At 53.4% G+C, this 16,394-nt stretch carries 16 protein-coding genes; 10 read left to right on the top strand and 6 right to left on the bottom strand.

Annotated elements, in window-relative coordinates:
* Nucleotides 1-330 precede the first annotated feature (330 nt).
* From GE278_08265 to GE278_08280, 4 genes are all read left to right on the top strand, one after another.
* The gene (locus tag GE278_08265) at nucleotides 331-1,812 is read left to right on the top strand and encodes an MFS transporter (protein ID QLK60753.1); all 1,482 of its coding nucleotides are present in this window, start codon (nucleotides 331-333) and stop codon (nucleotides 1,810-1,812) included.
* A 124-nt stretch (nucleotides 1,813-1,936) separates the two neighbouring features.
* Nucleotides 1,937-2,878, top strand: a complete 942-nt coding sequence (gene ghrA, locus GE278_08270; GenBank protein ID QLK60754.1) for a glyoxylate/hydroxypyruvate reductase GhrA — start codon at nucleotides 1,937-1,939, stop codon at nucleotides 2,876-2,878.
* A 66-nt stretch (nucleotides 2,879-2,944) separates the two neighbouring features.
* Nucleotides 2,945-3,685, top strand: coding sequence for a PHP domain-containing protein (locus GE278_08275; GenBank protein QLK60755.1), 741 nt, complete (start codon nucleotides 2,945-2,947; stop codon nucleotides 3,683-3,685).
* Nucleotides 3,686-3,745: 60 nt separating this feature from the next.
* Nucleotides 3,746-4,330 (top strand): molecular chaperone, encoded by a 585-nt coding sequence (locus GE278_08280; GenBank protein ID QLK60756.1) that lies wholly within the window; start codon nucleotides 3,746-3,748, stop codon nucleotides 4,328-4,330.
* A gap of 75 nt (nucleotides 4,331-4,405) precedes the next feature.
* On the opposite strand, the gene GE278_08285 is transcribed toward GE278_08280, so the two are convergent.
* The 3 genes from GE278_08285 to mdtH form a co-directional block, all read right to left on the bottom strand.
* The gene (locus tag GE278_08285) at nucleotides 4,406-4,969 is read right to left on the bottom strand and encodes a lipoprotein (GenBank protein ID QLK60757.1); all 564 of its coding nucleotides are present in this window, start codon (nucleotides 4,967-4,969) and stop codon (nucleotides 4,406-4,408) included.
* Between the two features lie 146 nt (nucleotides 4,970-5,115).
* Nucleotides 5,116-5,763: a glutaredoxin 2 gene (gene grxB, locus GE278_08290; GenBank protein ID QLK60758.1), complete on the bottom strand. Its 648-nt coding sequence runs from the start codon at nucleotides 5,761-5,763 to the stop codon at nucleotides 5,116-5,118.
* A gap of 155 nt (nucleotides 5,764-5,918) precedes the next feature.
* Nucleotides 5,919-7,124: a multidrug efflux MFS transporter MdtH gene (gene mdtH, locus GE278_08295; GenBank protein ID QLK60759.1), complete on the bottom strand. Its 1,206-nt coding sequence runs from the start codon at nucleotides 7,122-7,124 to the stop codon at nucleotides 5,919-5,921.
* 212 nt (nucleotides 7,125-7,336) lie between these two features.
* Here mdtH and rimJ point away from each other — a divergent pair, with 212 nt between their 5' ends.
* From rimJ to murJ, 4 genes are all read left to right on the top strand, one after another.
* A complete protein-coding gene (gene rimJ / locus GE278_08300; protein QLK60760.1) occupies nucleotides 7,337-7,924 on the top strand; it encodes a 30S ribosomal protein S5 alanine N-acetyltransferase in 588 nt (195 codons plus the stop codon).
* A gap of 10 nt (nucleotides 7,925-7,934) precedes the next feature.
* Complete coding sequence (locus GE278_08305; protein QLK60761.1) at nucleotides 7,935-8,588, top strand: DUF480 domain-containing protein; 654 nt, start codon at nucleotides 7,935-7,937, stop codon at nucleotides 8,586-8,588.
* A gap of 12 nt (nucleotides 8,589-8,600) precedes the next feature.
* Entirely contained in the window at nucleotides 8,601-9,512 is a 912-nt protein-coding gene (locus tag GE278_08310; GenBank protein QLK60762.1) for a gfo/Idh/MocA family oxidoreductase, read from the top strand.
* 167 nt (nucleotides 9,513-9,679) lie between these two features.
* Complete coding sequence (murJ, locus tag GE278_08315; protein ID QLK60763.1) at nucleotides 9,680-11,215, top strand: murein biosynthesis integral membrane protein MurJ; 1,536 nt, start codon at nucleotides 9,680-9,682, stop codon at nucleotides 11,213-11,215.
* 75 nt (nucleotides 11,216-11,290) lie between these two features.
* On the opposite strand, the gene argS is transcribed toward murJ, so the two are convergent.
* A complete protein-coding gene (gene argS, locus GE278_08320) occupies nucleotides 11,291-13,024 on the bottom strand; it encodes an arginine--tRNA ligase (GenBank protein QLK60764.1) in 1,734 nt (577 codons plus the stop codon).
* Nucleotides 13,025-13,242: 218 nt separating this feature from the next.
* On the opposite strand from argS, the gene GE278_08325 reads away from it, so the two are divergent.
* Nucleotides 13,243-13,797: a VOC family protein gene (locus tag GE278_08325; GenBank protein ID QLK60765.1), complete on the top strand. Its 555-nt coding sequence runs from the start codon at nucleotides 13,243-13,245 to the stop codon at nucleotides 13,795-13,797.
* A 2-nt stretch (nucleotides 13,798-13,799) separates the two neighbouring features.
* On the opposite strand, the gene GE278_08330 is transcribed toward GE278_08325, so the two are convergent.
* The gene (locus tag GE278_08330) at nucleotides 13,800-14,948 is read right to left on the bottom strand and encodes a putative C-S lyase (protein ID QLK60766.1); all 1,149 of its coding nucleotides are present in this window, start codon (nucleotides 14,946-14,948) and stop codon (nucleotides 13,800-13,802) included.
* A 120-nt stretch (nucleotides 14,949-15,068) separates the two neighbouring features.
* On the opposite strand from GE278_08330, the gene GE278_08335 reads away from it, so the two are divergent.
* On the top strand, nucleotides 15,069-15,827 hold the full coding sequence (locus GE278_08335; protein QLK60767.1) for a copper homeostasis protein CutC: 759 nt from the start codon (nucleotides 15,069-15,071) through the stop codon (nucleotides 15,825-15,827).
* A gap of 226 nt (nucleotides 15,828-16,053) precedes the next feature.
* Here GE278_08335 and GE278_08340 read toward each other — a convergent pair whose 3' ends face one another.
* Nucleotides 16,054-16,314, bottom strand: coding sequence for a pyocin activator protein PrtN (locus GE278_08340; protein ID QLK60768.1), 261 nt, complete (start codon nucleotides 16,312-16,314; stop codon nucleotides 16,054-16,056).
* Nucleotides 16,315-16,394: the final 80 nt, after the last annotated feature.

The raw sequence follows: 16,394 nt of genomic DNA on the forward strand, positions 1-16,394 counted from the left end.
ACACTCTTTTGCAGGATCCGTGCCGATTAGCCAAACTTAGAGCAATTTGATGATTTACAGAACAAATAATGCCTTAAGCCTGAGCAGACAGAAACAGTTGCATAAAGTTATTAGCTTAGCTAATCACAATGAATAAATAATTAGCCAGACTGCATAAAAGCGCAATTTACCCGCAAACACTTTTGGTTACTCACAAATAGCAACATATGTTGTGAAAAACAGCATTGGCGGAGGTATAACAGTGCCCTTTGAAAAATTGCTTCCTATTAGAACCGTTAAAGTCACCAGACGAAGCAGCGTTTATTTCTCATATCACGACAGGGGTCATTCTTGAGTCAGCCAAATAACGCGACCACGTCGCATCACCGTACGGCGATCCCCGCCGGTGCGGGCACGTTATTCTTCGTTCAGACATTCGCGACGCTCGGCTTTGCGGTGCTGTATTCCACGCTGGTGCTGTACGCCACCAAAAAGCTCGGCTTTAGCGAAGACAACGCCAACGCTATTATGGGCGTCTTCGGCGCGTTCAACTACGGTCTGCATATGTTCGGCGGCTATCTCGGCGGACGTTATCTCAGCAATCGTAATTTGTTCGTACTCGGAATGGTATTGCAGGTCTTTGGCTGCGCACTGATTGCGCTGGAGGGCGTCACCGGACTGTACTGGGGGCTGGCGATGTTCCTTACCGGCAGCGGGCTGAATGTCACCTGTCTGAATATGATGCTGACGCAACGCTTTGCGCCGGATGATGATCGCCGGGAATCGGCCTTCCTGTGGAACTATGCCGGGATGAATCTCGGATTCTTTATCGGGTTTGCCGTCGCCGGGTATTTCCAGCTCAGCGAAAACTACCGCGCGCTGTTCCTGTTCGCCACGCTGGGTAACGTGGCGGCGATCGTCGTGACGCTTTCCCGCTGGTCGATTCTGGCCGATATCAGCACTCCCCTGAAAGAGGCCAGCCGCAGCCAGATGCTGCGCTGCATGGCCATCGGTATCGCGATTCTGATCGTGCTGGTGCCGGTTATCCGCCTGCTGCTGACCCACGCCGAGTTCAGCAGCTACTTCGTCGTGGTGCTGGGTGTGATTATCTTCGCGCTGATGACGATGGTGACGTTCCGTCATCGTGATGCCGACGAACGCCGACGTATGAAAGCTTATCTGTTGCTGGCGCTCGGCTCACTGGTATTCTGGACGCTGTATCAGCTGGCACCGATGGGGCTGATGCTGTTCTCCGAACACAATATCAACCTGAACGTTTACGGTATCCCTGTGGCGCCGCAGTGGATCCAGAATATTAATACCGTGGTGATTGTCATCGGCGGCCCGCTGATGGCGTTGTGGTTTAAAAACCTGCGTCAGCGCGGCTGGAACATTGATATTCCGACGCAGTTCTCCGCCTCCCTGTTCTGTATGGGATTGGGAATGCTGGTACTGCCGTTGGGCATTCATCTGGCGGGCGGTGACGGGCTGGTGGCGTTCAAGTGGATTGCCATCAGCTACCTGCTGCAAAGCATCGGTGAACTGCTGATTTCGCCGATCGGTTACGCGATGATCGGTAAACTGGCACCGGCACGCTATCAGGGCGTGATGATGGGTTGCTGGATGATGGTCACCGGCGTGGCCTCGGTGCTGGCGAGTTACATTTCCGGGCTGATGCCGCAGAACGCCGGCAGTACGCCGGTACTGACCAATCCGGGTTACAGTCAGGTGTTCAACGCGCTGGGCTGGGGGTCTGTTGCCACCGGTGTGGTGCTGCTGGTGCTGATCCCGCTGTTACGCAAAATGATCAGCCGCGAGCCCGTTGCTGCCTGAGTTATTTACGTATCAAAGGTTCACCTTACAGGCTCCGAATTTCGGGGCCTGTTCTTTTTTCAGCCTCAGGGTTGCATCCTGATGATATTCAGGGAAATCTATCAGGACAACGGAGGTCACAAAGATGAACATAATTTTTTACCACCCTACATTTGATGCAAAACTCTGGATTGACGGAATAACAAAAAGATTGCCGCAGGCCAATGTGCGCGCCTGGAATGCCGCCGACCATCAACCCGCTGATTACGCGCTGGTGTGGCGTCCGCCGCACGCGATGCTGGCGCCGCGTAAAGAGCTGAAAGGCATTTTTGCGTTGGGGGCTGGCGTCGATGCCATTCTTACGCAGGAACAGCGTCAGCCCGGCACGCTTCCCGCAGGCGTTCCGCTGATCCGCCTCGAAGACACCGGCATGGCGCTGCAAATGCAGGAATATGCGCTGGCGAGCGTGTTGCGCTATTTCCGCCGCATGGATGAATACCAGCTTTTCCAGCAGCAAAAACAGTGGCGTCCGCTTACACCCCATTCGCGCAATGATTTCACGATTGGTATCCTCGGTGCGGGCGTACTTGGCAGCCGGGTAGCCGAGGCGCTGGTGGGGATGCAATTTTTGGTGCGTAGCTGGAGTCGCAGCGCCAAGTCCTTGGATGGCGTGCAAAGTTTCTACGGTGATGAGCAGTTAGCCGCGTTCGCGACCGGCTGCAAAGTGCTGATCAACCTGTTGCCTAATACGCCGCATACTGCCGGCATGCTCAATCATCAACTGTTCACATTCTTATCGCATAATGCATACCTGATTAACCTCGGTCGTGGCAGCCATCTGGTGGAAGGGGATCTGCTGCGCGCGCTGGACAGCGGGCAGATTGCTGCCGCGCAGCTTGATGTCTTCGTCGAAGAACCGTTACCCGCCATGCATCCTTTCTGGTCGCACCCTCGCGTAAGCATCACGCCGCACGTGGCGGCCGATACGTTGCCGGAAGCAGCGATGGACAGCATTGTCAAAAATATTCTGGCGATGGAAGCGGGGCGTGAACCGGCAGGGCGTGTCGATCTTGAGCGAGGTTACTGAGTCATCTGCTAACATTATAAAAGCTGTGGTCATTGCGCCGCAGCGGAAACTTCTCAAGGAGAGTACATGCCGTACCCGGTCGATTTACATATGCACACCGTCGCCAGCACGCACGCTTACAGCACGCTGCACGATTACATTGATGAAGCAGCGGAAAAAGGCATCAGGCTCTTTGCCATCACCGACCATGGCCCGGATATGGCCGATGCGCCGCACTACTGGCATTTTATGAATATGCGGGTCTGGCCGCGTCTGGTGAATGGCATTGGCATCCTGCGCGGAATCGAATCGAACATCAAAAATATCAATGGCGATATTGACTGCACTGGCCCGATGCTCGATGAAATCGACGTGATCATTGCTGGTTTCCATGAGCCGGTGATGCAGCCAGTTGATAAAGAAACCCATACCGCCGCGATGATTGCTACGATGGCGGGCGGCGACGTTCACATTATTTCCCATCCCGGCAACCCGAAATATCCGATTGATATTCCGGCCGTAGCTGCCGCCGCGGCGAAATATGACGTGGCGCTGGAGTTGAATAACTCGTCGTTTATTCACTCGCGTAAAGGCAGTGAGCCGAACTGTCGCGCGATTGCGCTGGCAGTCAAAGAGGCGGGTGGCTGGCTGGCGCTGGGTTCAGATTCTCATATCGCCTATTCGTTGGGTGGATTTGAGCACTGCGAACGCATCTTGCAGGAGGTAGATTTCCCGGAAGACCGCATTCTGAACGTCAGTCCGCGCCGTTTCCTCGATTTTCTCGAGAAGCGTGGCCGCGCGCCAATTGCAGAACTCAGCGAACTGTGACATTGTCGCCGCCAATTCGCAGGGGGCTAACCCTTTCCATCGTCTGATCAGGTTACTGTTATGAATGAATTTTCAATTGTTTGTCGCGTTCTCGGCACGCTGTTTTACCGCCAGCCGCAGGACCCGTTACTGGTTCCGCTTTTTGGCCTGATTCAGGATGGTAAGCTGCGTGAGCACTGGCCGTTGGAGCAGAACGCGTTGTTGATCCGTTTGCAGGAAAGCGCTAACCCGGAAACGCTTGCCGCTGAATTTAATCATCTGTTTGTCGGTTCCGAATGCGCTGTTTCACCTTTTCGCAGTGATTATGTTGAAGGCGCGAATGAAATGGACGTGCGTGCTTTCCTTCAGCAGAGAGGAATGCCGCTGGGCGACGGGCCTGCCGACCATTTCGGCGCGATGCTGCTGGCTGCTTCATGGCTCGAAGATCAGTCCACGGAAGATGAAGTTACGGCGCAAATCACGCTGTTCGATGAGTTCCTTTTCCCGTGGTGTGGCAAGTTTCTCGGCAAAGTAGAAGCTCACGCGACCAGTGGTTTCTACCGCACGCTGTCTGAAATCAGCCGCGAAGCCTTACAGGCAATGCGTGACGAACTGGAAGAACAGTTGCCAGACGATCTGGAAGATGATGAGGAAGACGATCAGTAAATCGTCCTCTCAGAAATGCAAAAAGCCCGGCCATGAAGATGCGCCGGGTTTTTTATTGACATGCGTATGGCTAAATCAGTCAGTGAACGGGATCACCAGTTGCCCCGGTTTCACTTCAATGCCCTTCGCCAGTTTTTTGGCCATCGCTTCACCTTTACTGCGATCGGCGTTCAACACATAGGCTGGACGCTGGTCAAAGTAGGTTTTCAGTGAGTTATTCAGATACGGCATCAGGCCTTTCATCACGCTGTCCATTTTTTCAGGCTTGATGGTGTAATCCACCACCTGCATGTCTTTGAGGAAAATGGCGCTTTTCTCGCGGTCAAACGAGGGATTGGCTTTCAGCGTCAGGTGCATATCGGCTTTCTGCGGACCGAACAGTGAGGAGATATCTACGCTGGCATCGCCGGTCAGAGTCACAACGCCCGGATCTGCGCGGCCAATCTGGCTGCTGAGGTTGGTCAGAACGATTTTCGCATCTACCAGCCCAGGCACGCCGAGCTCCTTCTGGAACTTATTGTTCTTTTGCAGGTAATCATTTACCTGCTGTTCGCTGATGGTGTATTGCGTAAGCTGGTTACAGCCGGTTAGCAAAGTGGCGCACAGCAAAAATGCGGCACCCAGAATTTGTTTTGTCATTCTTCCCTCATTACATGAACACTATTTTGTCAGCATGACCGCTAAAGGTCATGGCTCCAATCAGACAACGCTGATTAGCCTAAGTGCTGAGGGCGAAGAAGAAAAGCAAAATGAGCCGGAAGCGGACTTCCGGCTGTAAGAAAGGATTAGCGGGCGATACCGGTGAAAAGATTGACCTGAGTTTGTTTCGCCATATTGTCCCGGTATGCCTGCACGCGGGACGGCCAGTCAATGCCCTGAACAATGGAAAGCGAACGCAACAGCGGCCACAGATGAATATCATCCTCGGACAGTTCGCCGTTCACCGCGTTGGGCTCGGCGATCAGTTTGTCGAGGGCGCGAAGATCCTGACTGATTTTTTTCACCAACCCATCGGAATGTTTCAGATGTTCCTGAAAATCACCGCTGGCGGCCTGCTTTTTATCGGAGAAATATTTTCGCGCTTCCGGCGTGGCGAATTCTTCAAGCGGCGCAGCGGCAAAGCGTGGCAGTAACAGGCGACCGGTATATTCAGAGACGTGGCGCAGCCAGGTCGCAATGGCAGCGTTGGTCGCGCCGGTCAGCAGCGGTTTACCGTCACTTTTATCGATGAAATTGACGATATCCATACTCTCCGGCATGAAACTACCATCCTGTTTTTGCAGGATCGGCACCATCTTTTTACCCACCATCGAAATCGGGGTTTTCTCGTCGTCGTTGAGCAGAACTTTGATCTCAACAGGAATGTTCTTCAAACCGAAAATCATGCGTGCTTTAACGCAAAAAGGGCAATGTTCGTAAACGTAAAGTTTCATATCTCATAGCTCCTGTTTTCGCCGGCGCTGACCTGTAGGGTGCGTGAAAATTGCCGGATGTAGGTTCGGATTTTATCGACGTGTTAAAACCAGTATGGGTATAGATGGTAGCGAGATCAAACGGCGATACTGTGACCGCCGTTTTAATAAGCAGACTAATTCCCGCTGAGCATAGCCGGTTCGATGCGGCGGAGATTAAATTGCCAGTACAAACCGGTGAGGGTGATGAAGCCGACAACGCCGAGTAAAAACCACGGTAATTCAGGCAGTTCGAGGGCACGGCCGGTGTCATACATCCAGCCGCCGCCGGTATAACCAATGACGCCGCCGAGCGCCAGCCCAAGACGGCTGAAACCCATGTAACTGCCGCGGGCGCGTGCGTCGGCCAGCGAAGCGCTCAGTGTCTCACGCGCCGGTTCAGCGATGATTGAGCCGATATAGAAGAAACCGATGAGCAACAACAGCGGGTTGATTGACGTCACCAGCCCGACCGGCAGCAGGCTGAGCGTCATGATAAGCAGGCCAAACATCAGGCGTTGCTCGAGGCGAAAACGCGTTTCGCTCCAGCGCGCAATCGGATAGAGCAGAGTCAGCGAAAGCACGGCCTCGATGGCATACATCCATTTCACCGCTGACGGGCTGCCCGCGACATCGTTGACCGCAATTGGCAGCATCAGCATTACCTGCACAGTCAGCATGTAGTAGCCGGTGAGCGTCAGTACATAGGCCAGGAAGCGGCGATCACGCAGGACCCGCATCATGCCTTCGCGCATGGGTGTGCGCATAGTTGAAATGCGGTAAGCGGGCAACAACCAGGCGTTGCAGGCTGCGGCCAGAACAAAGATTGCCGCACCGGCCCAGCAAACGTAATGGAAATCATATTGCAAAAGCCAGCTGCCGATCAGCGCGCCGATGACCGCACCGGCACTATCCTGCATCATCATCAGGGAGAAAAAGCGGCTGCGCTCATGCGGGCGGGTGAGTTTGATGACCAGCGCGGTGCGCGGCGGGTCGAACAGCGTGCCGCCAAGCCCGGAGAGAATGCACGAGCCGATTAAAATCCACGGCTGGTCGGCCATCGCCATGGTGGCGAAACCGGCGGCGCGTAACAACATGCCGGTGATGATCATTGGCTTGGCACCGAAGCGGTCGGCGATAGCACCGCCGAATATGCCTAATCCCTGTTGCGTTAACTGCCTGACACCCAGCGCGAGACCGACGATCATCGCGGCCCATCCCAGCTGATCAACAAATCGAATCGAGATCAACGGAAAAACCACGAAAAAGCCTAAAATAACCAGCGCGTTGTCTAATAACAGAAAATACTTACCCAAGCTCCGAGCTTGTGATACCAGAGACATGCTTCACCATGAGCGATTATATGTATCCTGTCCGGCGGATACAGAAAGGAGAAAAGACCGTTCCAGTCTGAACCGGAAAGATGCATTTAGATAGGGCGCTATAGATAATATTTTTTTATCGTCAAGCCGCGTTCTGACTGGCAGAATTAGGCATGTTTTATGGTTTCCTATAAATTCTATTTATCGACCCATGCGGGATGTGGAGGGAAGGGATGTTTGGCTATAAATCTGCTGTGCCTAAGGTACGGCTTACCACTGACCGGATGGTGTTGCGACTGGTACACGATCGCGATGCGCACCGGCTGGCGGAGTACTATGCGGAGAACCGGGCATTTCTGAAACCCTGGGAGCCGGTCAGGGACGAAAGCCATTGTTATCCCTCCGGATGGCAGGCACGCCTGAGCTTAATTACCGAAATGCAGAAACAGGGCAGCGCTTATTATTTCATTTTGCTCGATCCTGATGAGAATCGCGTGATGGGCGTGGCGAATTTCAGCAACGTATTACGCGGCTCATTCCACGCCTGTTTCCTCGGTTATTCGCTGGGCCAGGAATGGCAGGGGCAGGGACTTATGCAGGAGGCGTTGCAGTCGCTTATCCGTTATATGCAACGTCAGCAAAAAATGCACCGTATTATGGCCAATTACATGCCACACAATAAACGCAGCGGCCAGTTGCTGGAGCGTCTCGGTTTCGAGCGTGAGGGGTATGCGAAAGACTATTTGCTGATCGACGGTAAATGGCAGGATCACGTACTGACTGCATTAACCTGCCGAGAATGGACACCCCCGTCCCGATAAGGAGAGCAAGATGAAACATGAACTCAGTGCCCGGGAGGCCCGTGTGGTGGGCTGTTTGCTGGAAAAACAGCTCACGACGCCAGAACAATATCCGATGACCCTCAACGGATTAACCACTGCCTGCAACCAGAAAACCAACCGCGAACCCGTGATGGAGTTGAGCGAAAGTGATGTTCAGCAAACGCTGGATTTGCTGCTGCGCAAGCACATTATCCGCACCCTCAGCGGTTCGCGTACCATGAAGTACGAGCATCGTTTCTGTAATTCTGAATTCGGTAATCTTAAATTCACCCCACAGGAAGTGGCGGTGGTCACCACGCTGCTGCTGCGAGGCGCGCAAACGCCGGGTGAACTCCGGACCCGCACCAACCGTTTGCATGATTTTTCCGATGTCGCCGAAGTTGAACAAACCCTGACTAAGTTGACCGTCCGCGAAGACGGCCCTTTCTGCGTGCGGCTGGCGCGTGAACCGGGTAAACGTGAAAGCCGGTTTATGCATCTGTTCAGCGGTGAAGTGAGCAATGTTGCCAGCGCGGCAGAAGAGCCTTCATTTACCGCAGCTAAGGAAGATTCCGGTCTTTCTGAGCGCGTAGAAACGCTGGAAGCTGAGGTCGCTGAACTTAAACAGCGGCTGGAAAACCTGGTGCAACATCTGGCTGATTAAAAGGAATCTCTCGTGAGTAAACTTCGTTTAGGCGTTATCGGGCTGGGCGGCATCGCGCAAAAAGCCTATCTGCCCATACTCAGTCATGCCGAAAAGTGGACGCTGGTCGGCGGATTTTCGCCGAATCAGCAAAAAGCACAGGCCGTTTGTGACAGCTATCGCATGGCCTGTTTCTCGCGTATCGACGAACTGGCCAGCCAGTGTGACGCGGTGTTTGTACACAGCAGTACTGCCAGCCATTTCGATGTGGTCGGCCAGTTGCTGGCGCAGGGGGTGCATGTTTACGTCGATAAACCGCTGGCGGCCGAACTTGATCAGGCCGAACAGTTGGTGGAGCAGGCGCACATTGCCGGTAAAGCGCTGATGGTGGGTTTCAACCGCCGCTACGCGCCCCTGTATCGTCAGCTCAAAGCGCAGATGCAAAATCCGGCATCATTACGCATGGACAAGCACCGCACCGACAGCGTCGGGCCGAACGATCTGCGTTTTACTCTGCTGGATGATTATCTGCATGTGGTTGATACCGCACTATGGCTTGCGGGCGGCAATGCGAGTCTTGAAAGCGGGCTGATTCAGGTTAACGAGTCAAATCAGATGATCTACGGCGAGCACCATTTTCTGTGTGGTGAAACGCTGGTAACGACCTCCATGCACCGTTGCGGCGGAACGTCCCGTGAAAGTGTGCAGGCCGTGACCGATGGCGCGTTCTATCAGCTCGATGACATGCGCGTCTGGCGCGAAGAGCAGCAGGACGTACTGACTCAGCCTCCGGTACCGGGGTGGCAAAGTACGCTGACACAACGCGGTTTTGTCGGCGCGATTGAACACTTTGTTGATTGCGTTAGCAACAACACCGCACCGGAAACCAGCGGCGAGCAGGCGATTTATGCGCAGGCATTTATCGATAAATTGCTGGAAAATTAAGCGTTAGCAACAAAATCGAACAGGGTCGTTTGGTAACAATATATAACAACTGCCGGTGGCTATTGCATGGCGGATGCGTAGACTATGCGCATCTTCGAGCCATGCCGGTGACTTCTGATGAGTAATGCGTTGATTTACAAATACCATCGGCAAATAAGAAAAGTGACATGAACCTACTTAAATCTTTGGCAGCCGTCAGTTCCATGACGATGTTTTCACGTGTACTGGGCTTTGCGCGCGACGCTATCGTGGCCCGCGTTTTTGGTGCCGGTATGGTGACTGACGCCTTCTTTGTTGCGTTTAAACTGCCCAATTTACTGCGCAGAATTTTTGCCGAAGGCGCGTTCTCTCAGGCCTTTGTACCTATCCTCGCCGAATATAAAACCCAGCAGGGCGAAGAGGCCACGCGGACATTTATCGCCTATGTTTCTGGTTTACTGACGCTGGTACTGGCGGTGGTGACCCTACTTGGCATGTTTGCCGCGCCGTGGGTGATTTACATTACTGCACCCGGCTTTGTCGATTCACCGGATAAATTCGCGCTGACCAGTTCTCTGCTGCGTATTACCTTCCCTTACATCTTGCTGATTTCATTGGCTTCGCTGGCCGGAGCGATCCTCAATACCTGGAACCGTTTCTCGATCCCCGCTTTTGCACCGACGTTTCTTAATGTCAGCATGATTGGTTTTGCACTGTTCGCCGCGCCTTATTTTCATCCGCCGGTGCTTGCGCTGGCCTGGGCGGTGGTCGCCGGTGGCGTGCTGCAACTGGGTTATCAGCTTCCTCATCTGAAGAAGATTGGCATGCTGGTGCTGCCGCGTCTGAATTTGAAAGATGCCGGTGTGTGGCGGGTGATGCGTCAGATGGGCCCGGCGATTCTGGGCGTTTCAGTGAGCCAGATTTCGTTGATCATCAACACCATTTTTGCTTCGTTTCTGGTCTCAGGGTCGGTGTCGTGGATGTATTACGCCGACCGTCTGATGGAGTTCCCGTCCGGCGTTCTTGGCGTGGCGCTGGGCACCATTTTGCTGCCATCGCTGGCGCGCAGTTTCTCCAGTGGAAATCACGCTGAATACAACCGCCTGATGGACTGGGGCCTGCGCCTGTGTTTCCTGCTGGCGCTGCCAAGCTCCGTCGCACTGGGCATTTTGGCGAAACCGCTGACCGTCGCACTGTTCCAGTACGGTAAATTCAGCGCCTTTGATGCGTCGATGACGCAGCGTGCGCTGGTGGCGTACTCAGTCGGACTGATGGGACTTATTGTGGTCAAAGTGCTGGCGCCGGGCTTCTATTCGCGTCAGGACATCAAAACGCCGGTCAAGATCGCTATGATTACGCTGCTGATGACCCAGGTCATGAACCTTGCCTTCATCGGGCCGCTGAAACATGCCGGGCTTTCGCTGTCTATCGGTCTGGCAGCCTGCCTTAACGCCTCCCTGCTTTACTGGCAGCTGCGTAAGCAGGATATCTTCCAGCCGCAGCCTGGCTGGAGAATCTTCCTGATAAAACTGTTTGTAGCGGTAATCGCAATGTCTGCCGCACTCATCGGCATGATGTGGCTGATGCCGGCCTGGGACGTCGGCGGGATGGCTTATCGTCTGGCACGTCTGGCGGCAGTGGTGGCAGCGGGCGTGGTGGCGTACTTTGCTGTACTCGGCTTGTTAGGTTTTCGCGTGAAAGAGTTTGCGCGGCGGCTGGATTAATTGGCTGAGATGACAGAAACAGAAAAGGGCGCTTAGCGCCCTTTTTTACTGTCTGTAAAATTCAGTTTATGCAGATTACATACGTTCTACGGTTTCAATACCCAGCGTATCCAGACCGGTTTTCAGCGTGCGCTGTGTTAACAGAGCCAGCTTCAGGCGGCTGTTACGGCTGGTTTCGTCTTCTGCATTGAGGATTGGACAATGTTCGTAGAAGCTTGAGAACAGGCCAGCAACGTCGTAAAGATACGCACACATGGTATGTGGCGTGCCTTCGCGGGCTACAACGGTCAGCACTTCTTCGAACTGCAACAGGCGGGTCGCCAGCGCGGCCTCACGTTCTTCGCGTAGCACAACCGGTTGGGTCAGACTGTTCACGTCGATGCCGGCACGTTTGAAGATAGATGCCACGCGGGTGTAGGCATATTGCATGTAAGGCGCAGTGTTGCCTTCGAACGCCAACATGTTATCCCAGTCGAAAATATAGTCTGTAGTACGGCTTTTCGAGAGATCGGCGTATTTGATTGCGCCGATGCCGACGGCGTTCACCAGCTTATCCAGCTCTTCGGCATCTTTCAGTTCCGGGTTTTTCTCAGTGATGAGCTTACGTGCACGATCAATGGCTTCATCCAGCAAATCGGACAGTTTCACCGTGCCGCCTGAACGGGTTTTGAACGGCTTGCCGTCTTTGCCCAGCATCATGCCAAACATATGGTGCTCGAGCGCCACGGAATCCGGCACATATCCTGCTTTACGCGCGATGGTCCACGCCTGCATCAGGTGCTGATGCTGACGGGAGTCGATGTAATACAACACGCGATCGGCGCCCAGTGTTTCGTAGCGGTATTTCGCGCAGGCGATATCGGTGGTGGTGTAAAGGTAGCCGCCATCCTTTTTACGAATGATGACACCCATAGGATCGCCATCTTTATTCTTATATTCATCCAGATAGACGACGACAGCCCCTTCGCTGTCGACTGCCAGACCTTTGGCCTGTAAATCGGACACAATACCCGGCAGCATGTCGTTGTACAGGCTTTCACCCATCACGTCGTCTTCGGTCAGCGTCACGTTCAGACGGTTATAGGTCAGCTGGTTCTGCGCCATGGTGACATCCACCAGTTTGCGCCACATCTGACGGCAGTATTCATCGCCACCTTGCAGTTTCACCACGTAACCACGGGCGCGCAGGGCGAAGTCTTCATCTTCGTCGTAGTTTTTCTTGGCGGCGCGATAGAACTCTTCGAGGTCAGCCAGATTCATGTCACCGGCGTTTTCGTTCTGCACTTTTTCGAGATACGCGATCAGCATGCCGAACTGCGTACCCCAGTCACCCACATGGTTTGCACGGATCACTTTATGGCCGAGGAATTCGTTGGTACGCACCGCTGCATCACCAATGATGGTGGAGCGGATATGGCCGACGTGCATCTCTTTTGCCACGTTAGGCGCGGAATAGTCGATGACGATGGTCTGTGGCTCAACAGGCGTGATACCCAGTTTAGGCGCGGTCAGCGCGCTGTCGACATGCGCACCAACAAAGGCAGGGTCAAGGAAGATATTGATAAAACCCGGCCCGGCGATCTCGACTTTGTTAGCAATGCCGCTCAGATCCAACAGTTCAACCACTTTCTCGGCCAGTTGTCGTGGCGGCATACCAAGTTTTTTTGCCACTGACATAACACCATTAGCCTGATAGTCGCCAAACTGTGCTTTGGCGGACTGACGGACTTGCGCTTCGCTGTCGGCAGATGCGCCTGCTGCGATCAGCGCCTGGCTGACTTTTTCTGAAAGAAGTGACTGAATATTCACCGGATTACCTTATGTTTTGTTTAACTGCCCGTTCTGTTTCGGATTAACCGAAAATGATGCGTGTTTATATCATATTAGCCATAGGGAGTCAGTATCGCCGCGCCTTTCATAGGGTGGAAAACGTGATTCTGCGGCATGTCTCTGGCAACCGAATGAAAGCCTGTGTAAATTACCCGCCCCGGAAGATTTGCAAATTGAAAAGAGTTAGGATGCCCGCTATGAAACATGTGCCTGAGTTACAGGATTTAGTCGACGATTTGCCGCGTTTTGTCAGTGTATTGACGGCCTTCGCCGAGAAGTTGCAGATCACTTTGGGTGATTTCCATGCCGATCACATTTCCGTGCGTTGTCATCAAAATACCACGGCGGATCGCTGGCGTGCAGGGCTGGCAAAATGCGGTTCGTTATTGAATGAAACCCAGATTAACGGGCGTCCGATTTACTTGTTCACGCTTAACGAACCGCTGACGGTAGGGCCACTGCAAATCGATTTGGTGGAATTGCCATATCCGGGTGAGAAGCGATATCCGCATGAAGGCTGGGAACATATCGAGATTGTGTTGCCGGGCGTAGAAGAAGAGCTTTATACCCGTGCACTGGCGCTGATCGCCGATGAGGCGCTGATCATGCCAGGTATTAAGCTCAAACAAAGTTCACCAAAGGGTGAGAACGAACGCCTGCCCAACCCGACGCTGGCGATCACCGACGGTTCAGTGACTATCAAATTCCACCCTCACAGCCTGCGCGAGATCGTCGCCAGCGAAAGGGATTAGAATTATTCTGACAAAGCCTGAAGGGCGGCGTCCATACGATCCAGCGCTTTTTCCAGCAGTGCGCGCTGGCAACCGAAGTTGATACGCACAAATTTTGGCTCGCCAAATTCCGCACCTGATGTAAAACCCACACCGGCATCTACAAAGAAGCGGTAAGGGTCTGTGACCGGCAGAGCACTGGCATCGATCCAGCCCAGATAAGTGCCTTCCGGTGCAACCATGTTCAGGCCCGGCATGGCATTGATTCGGCGCGTCACCAGTTCGCGATTATCACGCAGATAATCGAGCTGGGCGCTCAGCCATTCGTCGCCATCGCGATAGGCTGCGGTTGCGGCGATGAAGGCCAGAATGTTGACGTGCGGAACGATGCCTTTGCTGGTTTCGAGGAATTTACGGCGTAATTTCGTATTGGGGATAATCGCCATGGATGCACCCAGACCGGCCAGATTAAAGGTTTTTGACGGCGCAAGGAGCGTGATTGAACGCTGTTCTGCATCCTCATTGAGCGACGCAAAAGGAATGTGTTTGAGGCCCGGCTCCAGAATCAGATCGCAATGGATTTCATCGGAGCACACCACCAGATTATGGCGTCTGGCAAAAGCCTGCTGTTCCAGCAACTCTTCGCGGCGGTAAACCGTGCCACCCGGATTATAAGGGTTGCACAACATTAACAGGCTTTCGCTGCCATCGAGCTGGCTTTGCGCAGAAGCCAGCTCGGCGACCCAGCGTTGTTGCTGTTGTTTCACCGCAATCGCTTTGTACTGTCGCCCTTCAGATTCTGCCGCCTGAATAAACGGCGGGTACATCGGTAAGGGCATCAGACTGGTTTGTTCCGGTGTGACGTTTGCACGCACGGCGACATTCAGGCCACAGACCAGGCCGGGCAACCAGACAATCCAGTCGGGTTGGATCTGCCAGTTGTAGCGTTCAGCCATGCGTGTAACCACTAACTCAGTCAGTTCAGGTGGCGGAAAACCGTAACCAAAAACGCCCTCAGCGACGCGTTGTTGTAATTCTTTAATGACCTGAAGCGGGGCGGTGAAGTCGGTATCTGCTACCCAAAGTGGAATGACATCCTGATTATGGTATTTATTCCACTTAACGCTATCGCTGTGACTGCGGTCTACCCATAAATCGAAATTGAGTGTCATAGTTAGTTTTCCTAAGTAAGCAGTAAGCAATTGGGCGGGGATGCTCATCTGTAAGAGCCTAGCGACATGGCCGGTTACAAACAAGTGTTGTAGCATAATGCCGTTATCAGGAGAGATCACATGACTAAGTTAGAAGTGTGTTGTTACAGCGTGGATTGTGCGCTTACGGCAGAGCAGGCCGGTGCCGATCGCGTCGAGTTGTGCGCGAGTCAGGCCGACGGAGGGATTACGCCTAGCTATGGCACCCTCAAACTGGCAAGGGAAAAAGTGACGATCCCGGTGCATCCGATTGTTCGCCCGCGGGGTGGTGACTTTTGCTATAGCCAGAGTGAATTTGATGTGCTGAAAAGTGACGTCGCCTGTATCCGCGATATGGGGTTCCCCGGCGTGGTGGTCGGGATGCTGGATGATGAAGGGCATATCGATATGCCGCGTATGTGGGAAGTCATGGCGCTGTGTGGCGAGATGGCCGTGACGTTCCATCGAGCCTTTGATATGTGCCTTAATCCAAAGGTTGCGCTGGAGCAGTTGACTCAGTTGGGGGTGGCGCGCATTCTGACTTCTGGCCAGCAGCAGAACGCTGAAGTCGGATTACCGATGCTGCGGGAACTGAATCAGCTGACGCGTGGTCCTATTATTATGGCGGGCGCGGGCGTGCGTCTTACCAATCTGCAAAAGTTTGTGGATATCGGGCTGACCGAATTGCACAGTTCGGCGGGGCGTCAGGTGAAATCCTCTATGCGCTACCGGAAAGCGGGTGTCACCATGAGTTCTGACACAGATTTTGATGAATTCAGTCGTTATTGCGTGGACGGCGATATTGTTGCAGCAATGAAAAGTACATTGCAGTTCGACGATGAAATATCCCGCTCGGCGTAATTAAGCCGCTTTAATTTAGCCAACAGTTTTATCGGGTCTCACGACCCTTATTGCGTCGCCCTGCGCAAGTACCAGGCCCCGTCATGTTGGCGGGGCTTTTTTTATTTAAAACAATAATTTAAGTTGTTACGGGGTGCCGGTGGGGTGCTGGGTTATCCAAAAATACTCTATATAAAGCTGACAATCTCAAATAATAATCATAAAAAAGCCGGGTTTCCCCGGCCGTTCACGCCTTGCTCTGCATGCTCTCAAAAAGGTCTTTCCCTTTCTTTCGTTGCTTGTCGAGATGGTCCGCCAAGTCCTGAATATGGATCATTCTCGGTGATTTCTGGCTGTCGCTGGCGCGGAAGGTAGGGACAGGAAACTGACCGAGAGCTGCCTTATTTGCTGCTGTTGATGGTTTCATTCCTAAATAGCGTTCTGCAACATCAGAGAGTGCGATCGTTGCAGTCTGAAATTCTGCCATTAGTAAAAACATAGTATTCATATTCATCTCCTCACACCGCCCCAATAGCTTTCTGGACTACCCGATATCCGGTAGGTTCTCAATCGGAGCTCTTCAAACCC

This window comes from Enterobacteriaceae bacterium Kacie_13 (assembly GCA_013457415.1).
GTDB lineage: Bacteria > Pseudomonadota > Gammaproteobacteria > Enterobacterales > Enterobacteriaceae > Rahnella.